Source organism: Agrobacterium vitis (genome assembly GCF_014926405.1).
Taxonomy (GTDB): domain Bacteria; phylum Pseudomonadota; class Alphaproteobacteria; order Rhizobiales; family Rhizobiaceae; genus Allorhizobium; species Allorhizobium vitis_H.
The window spans coordinates 2,698,141-2,711,232 of sequence record NZ_JACXXJ020000005.1; the positions used below are offsets into that span (position 1 = coordinate 2,698,141).

Here is a 13,092-nt window from a genome sequence, read left to right on the forward strand (position 1 = left end):
GGCTTCGCAGAGGGCGAGGCTGTAGCTCACCACTCTTTCGCGGCTAGCGTTGCAAGTACGGTTATAAGTACTTCTTTCACAATAGCTGGCGCGGGTCTTGCGGCTGCGGAGACATTTGGGGTTGGAACCGTCATAGGAGCGACAGTTGGTGGTGCTGTCGGCGGTGCCGTGGGCAACTACGTGGCAAACCTAATTGATGGGGAACCCTCGACGGTAAAAAATACTGTGACCGCTTCGGCTGTAGGCGCTGTGGGAGGACTGGGAGGCGGTCTTTTGGGGATAGGCATCGGGTCTGCTGCCGCAGACTTGGCCGGCACTGAAACTTTCGAGGCAATGGGTACTGGATTCGGGTACGGCTCAGGCATTGGCACTGCCGGGACAACTGCACTCATTGACAGCCGCCCGGAGACAACTCCGTATCAAGGTTTAGGCACGGATCCCTATAATACCCCGGCTGAAATGGGCCCCGGCCCTGGTGTTCAGGTCAGCGGTGCAAGTGATCCTTTCTCGTTTTCCGGCTGGGTGGATGGGACACCGGCGGTGGGTCAAACGAATGCTTTTGGCGCAACGTCCCCTAATGCAGGTATGTCGGGCGGGGTGGGATATGGTGCCGGTCTAGGTAGCTCTAACATTTATGGTGGAGGCTCCTCGGCAGCTGGAAACTCTGGAACTTCATCCTACGGTAATTATGGCGGCGGATCCTATACAGGCGGATCTTACGATGGAAGCACAGCTGGCAGCACCGGCGGTGAAACTGGTAGCACAGGCGGCGGTGGAACCGGCAGTACAGGCGGCGGCGGGACCGGCAGCACGGGCGGCGGCGGGACCGGTGGCACAGGTGGCGGCGGGACCGGCAGCACGGGCGGCGGCGGGACCGGTGGCACAGGTGGCGGCGGGACCGGTAGCACGGGCGGTGGCGGGACCGGTAGCTCAGGCGGTGGCGGGACTGGTAGCACAGGCGGTGGCGGGAGCGGTAGCACGGGCGGCGGCGGGACTGGTAGCACAGGCGGTGGCGGGACCGGTAGCTCAGGGGGCGGCTCGGGCAGTTCCGGAGGATCTGGCGGCGGTGGTTCCGGCGGCGGGTCGGGTGGTTCACCTATTGTGCTGGATCTGAACGGCAATGGCATCCAGATCACAGCATTGAATGCGTCGGACAAGTATTTCGACATGGCGGGCGATGGCAAACAGCACAAGACCGCTTGGGCTGGAGCGGGCGATGGCGTGCTGGTCCTAGACCTCAACGGGTCGGGCAAGATTACCCAGCAAGATCAGGTACAGTTCACAGCCTGGGACCCCACTGCGACGTCAGACATGCAGGCTCTCAGGGATGTCTTCGATACAAACCACAACGGGAAGCTCGACGCCGGGGATGCCGATTGGAACGACTTCAAGGTGATGGTCACCAATGCCGACGGTTCGACCACCTTGAAGACGCTGGCACAGCTCGGCATTACATCGATTGATCTTACGAGCAATCACCAGGACATAGTCATGCCAGACGGCTCGGCGATATCTGGCGAAACCACATTCACGAAGAGCGGTGGCTCGACGGGCACTGCTGCCGACGCGGTTTTCTCCTATGATCCTGATGGTTATCTGGTCAAGCAGACCCGGACAAAGAATGCTGACGGCACATCGACCCTTGACAGCAAATCCTTCAATGCAAATGGCACGCTGGCCAGCGAAACGCTGTCTACCTACGGTGCCGATGGGAATACGGTAACCCGGAAATTCGACGATAATGGCGACGGCGTTTTCAATCGCACCCAGACGGATACGAAAACCACCAATTCCGATGGGTCACTGACGGAAACCATCCGCAACTATGATAGCAGCGGCACCAGGTTGACGAGTGAGCTTCAGCTCATAACCGCATCCGATGGCAAGACGCGCACAATTTTGCGCGACACGAATGGATGGGGCTTCTTCGACGAGGTGGAAACCGTCACGTTCGGCTCGGATGGCTCTGAGACGACGACCGCCAGTGACATGAATGCCGATGGTTCGCTTCGGGACCGCACCATTGTCACCACCAGTGCCGATGGCCTGAGCAAGACAGCTCAACTGGAAAAGACTGGTAACGGGCAGATCGATTCCACCCAGACCGATGTTATCACTGTCGCCTCGGATGGGACGCGAACAGAAACCGTCATTCAGTACGCTGGTCCTGGCACGACGCAAACAAACACAATCGGGACGTCCACGACTGTCACCAGCGCCAATGGTGACAGCAAGACCACCAGCACAGATCTTGATGGCAACGGTTCTACCGATCTCGTTTCCACGAGTTCGATTGTCTTCAATGCTGATGGCAGCACAACGACGACCCAGAGCGAATTGAATGGCGACGGCACTCTTCGCGATCGCACGGAGACGGACCTCAGTGCCAATGGCATCAATAAGACCACCAAGGTCGATATCGATGGCGACGGTGTCTTCGATACGATCACGACAGAGACCGTTGTGCAGAATAGTGATGGGTCAGGGTCCGATACGACGGCAACAAGCAACGCCAACGGCAGCTTACGTCAGGAACAAGTGTCATCCTGGAGCGCCGATGGTAAGACGAAGACGGCAGAAACCGATCGGGATGGCGACGGTCATTTCGACCGGATTGATGTGACAACGATTGGGAGCGATGGCAGTTCGACCGAGACGGTCTCGAATTACAGTCCCAATGGATCGGTTCTCGTTTCGAAGACACTCACGGTCACGAGCGCTGATGGCCTGACCAAAACCAGCCAGATCGATATCAACGGAGACGGCAGCTTCGACTCAGCGCAATCGACTGCGACCGTGCATAACAGTGATGGTTCCTCGACAGTAACGGTTATCGCCAAAAGTGGTGCCAATGCTGTGGAAACGGGCAGAACGGTCACGACGACCAGCGCCAATGGCCATTCCGTTACCATACAAAAGTTTCTCGATGGTCAGTCAACAGCCGATTATGCAACAACGGATGTGAAGGCGACAAACGCCGATGGATCCTCCACGGAGACTGTGACGACGTTGATCGGCACAAGCCAGGTTCAGGTCAGTCGTACTGTCACCGTCGTCAGCGAGGACAAGCGGACGACGACGGTTTCGACCACCACCGACAACAACCAGTCACCGACGGCCGTGACTGAGACAGACATCCATGCCGATGGCTCCGAAACTCAGACGGCCTCGAATTACAGCCCTGACGGCTCTGTGCTTCTATCGCGTACTGTGACGACGACCAGTGCTGACGGCCTGAGCGTCACAACCACACGCGATGCCAATGGCGACGGTATTATCGATGCGACCTCCGTTTCGCAGACTGTGCTCGAAACCGACGGTTCTACGGTGACAACCGTAACCCGTGATTACGGCTCCGGCACGGCTGCCGCAAATGAGGTGGGTAAGACGCAGACCACAAGCAGTGCCAATGGTTTGTCGGTAATCACCCGAACCGATTATGATGGTAATGGTAGCTTCGACAGCGAAAACGTGGATTCAAAGACGCTCAATGCAGATGGCTCCTCGACAGAAACCCTTTCCACCTACAACGGAGATGGTTCGCGTCTTCTGACCCGCACACAAACTGTAACCAGCGCTAATGGCTTAAACGTTACCACCAGCAGTGACGTCGATGGAGATGGGACGTTTGATGCCATAACCACAGACGTAACCGTTCTCAACGCAGATGGTTCTAAAACGGAAACCAAGACTGTTTCCGACGCAAATCATACCCTGGTCTCAAAATCCGTTTCTACGACAAATTCTGCTGGGACCGCAGGTTCATCCAGCACGTATCTGAATGGCAGTTCCACTGCATATCAAAGCCAGACGCTCAGCGTTAATGCCGATGGCTCAAGCACATCTGTAACGTCGACCTACGACGCAAATGGCGTTGCCGCGTCTTCTTTCAGCAAAACCATCAGCGCCGATGGGCTAACTCAATCGAGCACGCTGACCGTTAGCGGTGATCAAACAGCCGGCCGCTCGACCTCGTCGGTCGAAATCCTGAATGCTGACGGCTCTAAAGCGCAGTCTTTTTCCGATTTCGGATCAGGAGGAGCACTTGTCGACAAAACGAGCGATCAGACCAGCGCCGACGGCCTTGCAACCGCCACTCAGTGGGACGACAACGGTGATGGCGTCGTCGATTACTCTCTATCCAAAACCACTGTCCTCAATGCGGATGGCTCCACGACTGTTACGAGCAGCAGCTACAATGGTGATGACTCGCTGCACAACCGGACGGTTACGGTCACAAGCGCCGATAAGAACAGCGTGACGACGACACGTGATGTCAACGGCGATGGCGCCGTAGATCAAACCGTTCAAAGTCTCAGGAATGGAAGCGGATCTACAACGGTCGCAGCGATGGATGGCACGGTTGAGACAGCCTCAGGCCGGGCATTCGGGTCGCAGGATGGCCGTTATGAAACAGATAGCGCGGACGGGCTGACAAGAACTGTGCTATACGATGCAAATGGCGATGGATTGGCGGAGACCGGTCAAGTCTCGACTACCACCGTCAATTCCGACGGCAGTCACATAACGACGATACTGGATGAAACGTTCTCAGGCGGTGATGCCAGTTCGGCAAATCCAAGCTACAACGCCACCATCAGCGATCGGACCCAGATAAACTCCAGCGCCAATGGCTTGGATAGCATGACAAAGTGGGATCTCGATGGTTCGGGAGATTATGCCGAGAGCAAAGCCGATGTGAAGAGCATTGGCAGTGATGGCTCGACAACCGAAACCATCAGCATGGTCCGCCAAGGGGCTCTGACCAGCCGGAAATCAACCACCGTCAGCGGCAATGGCCTGACCACCACGACCTCCTGGGATGCAACCGGCTCTGGAACCGCTGCGCAGCAATCCACCTCAAGCAAGGAGGTCGAAGCCGATGGCTCGACGGTGCTGACGACGAATTCCGTGGCTCTGCCCGGACTGGACCTGTCGGCATCCATCGTCACCACCCAGGCGGATGGTCTCAGTGTCATCACTGATATCGATGAGGATGGCGATGGTGTCTTTGAGAAGATCATGAACCGGACGGTAACGATGCTTGCGGACGGCTCAAGCTCTGTCGTGGTGTCCGACAGCAATTCCGCAGGCGCTCTTCTTGACAAGACGACGACCCAGACCAGCCTGAACGGGCGGCATATGGTCATCAGCACCGATGCCGATGGCAATGGTTCGGTCGATCAGGTGGTCTATAGCCTGCAGGCCGTAGACGGCGGCACACAGACGGTGAAGACCAACTACAATGCCGATGGTTCCACGGGCAGTCGGGTCGTCTCCACGACGACAGCCGATGGACTGGTGATGACGACCAGCCAGGATCTGGACGGCGACGGGCTGGCGGATCGGAAGATCGTCGACACCACGGCCAGCAATGCCGATGGCTCAAGCAGGCTGCTGGAGCAGACCTATGCAACGAGCGGCACGACGGCATCGGGTGCCACATCGGCGATCACGCCCGTGCTGATCAAGACCGTTCAGCGCAGCGAGAGCGCGGACGGAAGGACAACGGTCACCACGACCGACGTCAATGGTGATGGCAGTGTCGACAAGGTTGTGACGGACGTGACGCATGCCGACGGGTCGAAGACCACGACCACCACGGCCAATGCAGTGGCGCAACGCTATCAAAGCCATCTCGGCACTGTGCTCTGGCATTCCGCCTTTGCCGCTCAAGACGAGAAGGTCGCTGCCAGTAGCATACAGACCACGGACTCCACGGGCATGAGCAGCACTGTGTTGTCGGACTATGACGGCGATGGCATCAACGATCATCAGGAAAGCTGGACGAGGAACATCGACGGATCGCAGATTGCTACGATCAGCGACATGGATGCCGATGGCGGTATCGCTGCGCGCGGCCTGGAAACCATCACTGCCGATGGTCTGACGACGATCCTCTATGAGGATAGCAGCAATAGCGGCATGGTCGACCACATCGACAAGGCCGTCATGCGGGCGGATGGTAGCGAAGTCGAAACCATTAGCGATCTCAATGACGATGGTTCCGTGGCGGGATCGACCACCACCACCATCAGCGCCACCGGCCAGACCAGCACCAGCCGGTCCACGTTTCAGTCAGCGACCACGCAAACCGTGTCGGACGACAACAGCAGCCGCGGCTTTTCCGGAAGCGACGATGCCATCGACGTCGAAGGTCAGTCCAACCAGATCATCCTTGGCAATGGCATCAATCAGGTGGCCCTCGTCGGGGACGATAATACCGTTCATGAAACCGGAAATACGGTCGCCACCATTGCAGCCTATGGGGCCAATGAACGCCTGGAGGTCAGCGGGCGCAACAATATCGCCACGGTTTCCAATGCGTCCGTTGTCGTCGATAATGGTGGCGGGCTGATCCTTTCGGGAGGCAACGACAGCGTTGTCCTGCACGGCAACAGCCAGGTGCGGATCTGGAGCGGCGATAGCAATACGGTGGAAATCTCCGGCTACGGCACGGGACTCGACGCTTTCGGTACGACAATCTCCATCGACGATGGGGCAACAGTCCTCGTTAGCGGTGATGACGATCAGGTCGCTGCCCATAACGGTTCGGTTCTTGTTGATACCGACCGAACGGTGAGTGGCGATGAGCTCGATGTTATCGGCCAGGGGGTCAATGCGGCGATTTCCGGCTGGACCATTTCCGTGGGCGAGAATGCGTCCGGAACGGTGACGGGAGATGATAACGCCATCGCTCTCTATGGAAACGCCGTGTTCTCCATTGCCAGCGGCGCCGATAATACTGTCACAGCCTTCGGTACAAACAATACGGTGATGGCCTCGAATGCCAGCGTTGTCGTGGAAACCGACAGCAGCCTGACACTGACCGGTAATGGTTTGACGATCGATGAATATACCGATGCAAGCCTGACCCTTTCGGGCAGCGGCAGCACCATCTCCATCGACGGACGGGGCACGACCGCCACGGCCTCGAATGCGACGATCATCATGACGGGTTCGGCGGATGCCGTTGTCACCGGGGGTGGCGATACGCTGAATGTCTCTGGCAATAGCAACAATGCCACGCTTTCGGGCGGAACCGTTCATGTAGGGACGGCAACGCAAGCAGCCAGCCTATCCCTGGCGGGAGATGGCGATGACATCACGCTTGCCGGGAATGGTTCCTCGCTCGATGCCAGCGGTTCTGGCGGCAGGCTGGATATTCAGGGAGATGCGACAGTCGCCTCGATCTCGACGGCTACAATTCAGATCGATGGTGATTTTTCCACCATCTACGGTGAGAATAATACGATCACGATCAACCGCGCTGATGCGTCCGTCGCGGTGTGGGGCGATCACAACCGCATCAACGGCAATGCGAGCGGTGACACCGTGACCATTGTGGGGACGGATGAAACAGCCGCATTGTCCCATGCAAGCGTCACCATCAGCACGGACTCCACCGTCACGATGACGGGCGACGATCTGACCGTCGAGGCAGACATTCGGGCAAGTCTGACCGTTTCGGGCAACGACAACGTGATCTCAATCGGAGGGCGCGGCACCAGCATCACCACCTCGAATGCAACGCTGGTCATGAGCGGCTCTGCCGATGTCACGGTTACAGGAAGCGACGACGTTCTAAATGTGAGCGGCAGCAGCAACAATGCCGTTCTATCGGTCGGAACCATCAATATCGCCGAGGGCGCGGAGGTGATGGTCGACGGCAATAACAACAGCGTGGTTCTGAATTCCGGTAGCGATATGGACACCGCCGATGGCAGCGGGCTGCACGACACTGTCGAGGTCAAGGGCGCCGGTGCCTTGACAGCGGTGGATCAATCGAGCGTGACGCTAGATGCCGGAGCATCGCTCTCCCTGACCGGTGAGCAGGATACGATCAACATGGGCCAGGATACGGCGCTCGAAATCTTCGGGGCCAATGATAACTTCATCTTCCATGCAGGCTTCGGCCAGGATGTAATATCGGGTTATCAGGCCTCAGGCAGCAGCGCCGATATGATTGCTTTTGATCACACGACCTTCTCGGATTGGACAGATCTTCTCTCCAACGCACAGCAGTCCGGACAAGATGTGGTCATTACCTCTCACAACAATGACACACTGACGCTAACGAATACGTCCCTTTCAAACCTTCAGCAGAGCAAGTTCAGCTTCTCCTGAGCCGGAACTGATTCAAAACAAAGTGCTGGGCCGGATGTCCGTCAAATTGGATTTGACCGAAGCCGGCTCAGCAGTTCTTGGTGGGAGGCACCCTTGAACGTTGATGTTTTTCCGGAAGCCGTGGATTCCGGTCTGTCTGCTCTTTGCGGAATAGCCGCCTTCTTCAGGATCGCGGCGGATCCAAGGCATTTGCAAAAGGAACTCGCTCTGACAGGGCGGACTGCCGATGAAGACGATCTAGTACGCGCAGCTGCCATGATTGGTCTTAAAGCTCGCACCGTTACTGGGTTGACCGAAAAGCGCCTGAACACCGTTCCGGTCCCAACCATCGCCTGCATGAGCAATGGTGGCTTTCAGGTCTATGCGGGCAAGACGACGAGCGGTGGCTATCGTGTCGTTGACCCAATCACCAAGATCGCCCGCGAATTGACAATCGATGCTCTGATGGCCGAACTCGGACGGAAACTCGTCCTGGTCGGCCTGCGCGTCGGAGGACAAGGTACCGACCCCAGAAAATTCGGCCTGAGTTGGTTTCTGCCATCTATCTGGCGCTATCGCAAGCCGATCATCCACGTCCTGCTCGCTTCTTTCTTCGTTCAGATCTTCGCGCTGGTCTCGCCGCTCTTTTTTCAAGTCGTGGTAGACAAAGTTCTGACGCACAAGGGCTATTCGACACTCATTGTTCTGGTCGTTGGCCTGGTCATTGTGGGCCTATTCGATGTTGTGCTGAAGTATCTGCGCAGTTATGCCCTGTCGCACACCACCAATCGTATCGACATCGAACTCGGTCAGCGTCTCTTCCGCCATCTGTTACATCTGCCGCTCGGCTATTTCGAAACGCGGCCGGCCGGACATACCGTCGCAAGAGTGCGTGAGCTTGAAACCATCCGCAATTTCTTGACCGGGCAGGCTTTGTTCTCAGTCATCGACCTGTTCTTTACCATTGTCGCGATTGGCGTCTTGTCGGTTTACTCCGTTTGGCTGACGTTGATCGTCGTCGCTTCAATTCCCCTTTACGTGTTGATCGCCCTGCTCGTGCGTCCGGCACTGCGCAGCAAGATCAACGAAAAATTCAACCGAGGCGCCATAAGTCAGCAGTTCTTGGTTGAGGCTGTCGTCGGCATTCACACGGTCAAAGCCGGCGCTGTGGAGCCTGTTATGCAGGCGCAATGGGCCGAACGATTGGCGGCCTATGTTCGAACCAGCTTCGACGTGACGATGCTGAGTGCCGGCGGACAGAACGCAATTCAATATGTCAGTAAAATCTCAACCGCTCTTATCCTTTTGTTCGGCGCCAAGGCGGTTATCGATAATGATCTGACCGTGGGCGGTCTAATCGCCTTCAATATGATTGCGGGACAGGTCGCCCAGCCGATCCTGCGGCTGTCGCAAGTCTGGCAGGATTTTCAGCAGGTGCAGATCTCCATGGACAGGCTCGGGGATATCCTGAACTTTCCCACGGAATATGCGCCGAAAACAGCACTAACGCTTGCCAGGCCCCGAGGTGGCATCGACATCCATGACGTGACCTTCCGTTATCGTCCAGGTGGGCCAGAAATCCTAAAATCCGTCAGTCTCAGTGTCCGCCCAGGAGAAATCATAGGTATCGTCGGCTCGTCTGGCTCCGGAAAGTCCACACTGACAAAACTGGTTCAACGTCTTTATAGCCCTGAGCAGGGCCAAGTTCTTATGGATGGCACGGATATTTCCCAACTCGACCCCGCGTGGCTGAGGGGGCAGATTGGCGTTGTTCTACAGGAAAACCTGCTGTTCAACCGGACCATTCACGAAAATATCGCCTTTGCCAATCCGGCTCTGCCGCGCGCCACGGTGATTGCCATTGCCAACTTGGCAGGCGCCGATGAGTTCATCTCGAAGCTGCCACAGGGCTATGACACACAGATTGAGGAACGGGGAGCCAATCTATCTGGTGGGCAACGGCAGCGAATTGCAATTGCAAGAGCGCTCGCCACGAACCCACCGATCCTTATTTTCGATGAAGCCACCTCTGCGTTGGACTACGAAAGTGAGCGGGTGATTCAAAACAATATGAGCAAAATATCGCAAGGCAGAACAGTGCTGATCATCGCCCACCGGCTGGCGGCGGTGCGACCATGCCACCGCATCGTTGGGATGAGGGACGGCAAGATTGCCGAAGTAGGCAGTCATTCTGAGCTGCTCGCAAAACCTGAAGGAATCTATGCCAGGCTTTGGGCACTGCAAAACGATCCAGCAGGTGTGTCATGAATGTTTCGCTGAAGCGATCTCAAGGAGCAGTCACGCTGCTGCGCAGAACCGATAAACCAGTCAGGACGGACCAGGAATTTCTTGCACCGGCTCTCGAGATCTTGGAGACCCCGCCCTCGCCTGTGAGAATGGCGCTTATCGTGATCATCACTGCTTTGTTTGCGGTCGCCATCACTTGGGCAGCGGTTGGTAAAATCGATATTGTCGCAACGGCGCAAGGCAAAATCGAGCCAACGCTTAAGGTAAAGATCGTTCAACCTCTGGCCACCGGTAAAGTGTCCGACGTTCTGGTGCAAAATGGCGACCACGTCTCCAAGGACCAAGTTCTCGTGCGTCTAGATGACTCGTCGGCTGCATCTCAGTATGACGATTTGTCGGAGCAATTGGCCGCCAGCAAAGCCGAAGTCGCTCGACGTAGTGCCGCTATTGAGACTATTTCGTCACGAAATTGGCCGCTTGGCGGAACGACACATATCACTGTTGGTTGGCCCGACGGCATATCGGTTGCGTTGCAACACCGGGAACAAAGTGTCCTTGACAGCGACATGGAACAACTCGCCGCGCAACTATCCCTCATTGATAGTCAAATTGATCAGAAAACGATCGACTCCAATGCGTTCGCTGCAACGGTTGCCGCCCAAGAGAGCCTCGTGTCAACACTAAAGAAGCTGACATTTATGCGCGAGACGCTGTCTCAGAACAACGCCATGTCGACTGCGGATTGGCTGAACGCTTTGCAAGAAGAAGAGAAGGAACAGGTTTCCTTGCAAAGCGACATCAATGAAAAGCTTGATGCCGACGCAAACATCGCAGTCCTCAAGCGACAAGCCGTATCGACGACCCAATCGTTCATTGCCGATTATGCCCAGAAACTGGAGGCGGCGGACGAACAGGTCCAGGAACTGACACAACAGGTTCGTGAAGCCAAGGCCCAACTCGATGATATGACGTTGCGTAGCCCGGTCGATGGTACGATTGAAGCATCGACACTCACATCGATCGGGCAGGTGCTGACCAGCGGATCAGAGGTGTTGCGCGTTGTTCCCGAGGGAAGCCATCTCGATATTCAGGCATACATCACCAATGATGAGATCGGGTTCGTTCAGGTCGGACAAGCAGCTACCATCAAGGTCACTGCGTTCCCTTATACGCAGTACGGCACGATCAGTGGAACTGTCCTTCAGGTTGGCAAGGATGCCGTATCGGCCTCTCAAGCCCAAGCGGATCTCGCAGATTCCTCCTATACAATGACCACGACGGCATCAGGGAGCACGTCTCAATCCGCGGATACGCTTGTATTTCCCGTCATCGTCCAGTTGGACAAGAATTTCATCGGAACCGCAGAGCGCAGCGCCTACGTGTCGCCTGGCATGTCGGTGTCAGTCGACATCAATACAGGTGACAGGACTATTCTCGATTATCTTTTCGCGCCCCTTGTCGATGTCACAAGCTCGGCCCTGCATGAACGCTGATAGAAAGCCTTACAATGGGAAAGAAAATGCTTACGCTTATCCTGCTATTCAGCTGGATTTCGTTCATTGAAGTTTCACAAGCCACGGCCGGCGAGCGGATTGTCGTCCCGATCCACGCGTTAGAGCGTCACAACATCGTGCGCTATTGGATACCTGTAAAAATCGGAGCAAAAACAGTCGAGGCAATCTTGGACACCGGTTCGACTGGACTTCACGTCATCGGCGAAACGGTCTCTAATCAAGATTATTCCCCAACGGGCCAGCAGATGCGATATTCCTATTCAAACGGCCAGACGATACTTGGCGATGTCGCGACAGCCCAGGTATCTTTTGCGGATACCGCTGAGACGAAGACGATCCCGATTGACATTATCAGAGACCTCACGTGCAACCAGACCGTCAAGCGATGCCTGATGCCGCTCGATAAACGGCTTGAGGACCCAGGCCAACTTCTTGGCAAGGAAAACTATCAGGCAATTATCGGCGCAAGCATGCCCTCCCCCGCATTCAAGGTAGCCGCTCCAAATCCGCTGGTCAGCTTCGGGGACGCTTGGATTATCAGGTTGCCACGGTCTGGCGAGAACGAAGGTGAACTGATTATCAATCCGACATCAGATGAAGTCGCTGGATTCGTACGATTTCCTGCGGGACAGGGCCCCAACCAAGGCGGCGGACGGGATAATCCTATCCCAGGCTGCCTGACCATTGAAAGTTCGCGCAAACAGTATTGCGGACCGATCGTTCTCGACACTGGAAACCCGCAAATCTTGGTCATCGCCCCGGAACAGTTTCATGCCTGGCGCCCAGGCACCAAGGTAGCAATGTCTTTTGACGACGGCAGCAACCCTTCGCTGAAAGCCAGCTTCAGCGTTGGCAACGGTATGACAGACTCCACCCGACTAGCTGTTGGACCTTTCCCCAATTTCCATCAGCCACCCACCAGAGTTCTGGTCGGAGTGGAGGTCTACAAACACTTTTCCGTACTCTATGATTATAAAAATGGTCAGATTGGCTTAAAGCGTCTCTAAAGTGGCGTGCCTCTTATCAATACGCGGAGGCGGCTACTTGCCCACGCCAATAATGAGCTTCAAAAGATCAATTCTTCGCCGTAAACCGGAGGCAAGACCAAGAACTACCGCCTTAATAGTTATTTCCGCATCTCACTTCCCCATGCTGGATGACATTTCTTTTAATAGCAGTTCTGCTTGAGCGAGGACCATCTGCACCGCCTCCTGCTCCAACCAAA

5 protein-coding genes are annotated in these 13,092 nt (G+C 56.1%); all 5 read left to right on the forward strand.

Features of this window, described 5'->3' with window-relative positions; genetic code table 11:
* The first annotated feature begins 721 nt into the window (after nucleotides 1-721).
* The 5 genes from IEI95_RS23845 to IEI95_RS23865 all read left to right on the forward strand — a co-directional run bounded on the left by IEI95_RS23845 (nucleotide 722) and on the right by IEI95_RS23865 (nucleotide 12,874).
* Complete coding sequence (locus IEI95_RS23845; RefSeq protein WP_194417102.1) at nucleotides 722-1,114, forward strand: hypothetical protein; 393 nt, start codon at nucleotides 722-724, stop codon at nucleotides 1,112-1,114.
* Nucleotides 1,102-8,127, forward strand: coding sequence for an SPM autocatalytic domain-containing protein (locus tag IEI95_RS23850; RefSeq protein WP_194417103.1), 7,026 nt, complete (start codon nucleotides 1,102-1,104; stop codon nucleotides 8,125-8,127). The genes IEI95_RS23845 and IEI95_RS23850 overlap by 13 nt, the downstream gene beginning before the upstream one ends.
* A gap of 93 nt (nucleotides 8,128-8,220) precedes the next feature.
* Complete coding sequence (locus IEI95_RS23855; RefSeq protein ID WP_194417104.1) at nucleotides 8,221-10,374, forward strand: type I secretion system permease/ATPase; 2,154 nt, start codon at nucleotides 8,221-8,223, stop codon at nucleotides 10,372-10,374.
* Nucleotides 10,371-11,846 carry an HlyD family type I secretion periplasmic adaptor subunit gene (locus IEI95_RS23860; RefSeq protein ID WP_194417105.1) on the forward strand — a complete coding sequence of 492 codons (1,476 nt, stop codon included), beginning with the start codon at nucleotides 10,371-10,373 and terminating at the stop codon, nucleotides 11,844-11,846. The genes IEI95_RS23855 and IEI95_RS23860 overlap by 4 nt, the downstream gene beginning before the upstream one ends.
* Before the next feature lie 26 nt (nucleotides 11,847-11,872).
* Complete coding sequence (locus IEI95_RS23865; protein ID WP_194417106.1) at nucleotides 11,873-12,874, forward strand: pepsin/retropepsin-like aspartic protease family protein; 1,002 nt, start codon at nucleotides 11,873-11,875, stop codon at nucleotides 12,872-12,874.
* The last annotated feature ends 218 nt before the right edge of the window (nucleotides 12,875-13,092 follow it).

Coding starts and splice junctions, on each gene's coding strand:
- IEI95_RS23845 (WP_194417102.1), top strand. CDS start 722: ATGGAAGCACAGCTGGCAGCACCGGCGGTGAAACTGGTAGCACAGGCG.
- IEI95_RS23860 (WP_194417105.1), top strand. CDS start 10,371: ATGAATGTTTCGCTGAAGCGATCTCAAGGAGCAGTCACGCTGCTGCGC.
- IEI95_RS23865 (WP_194417106.1), top strand. CDS start 11,873: ATGCTTACGCTTATCCTGCTATTCAGCTGGATTTCGTTCATTGAAGTT.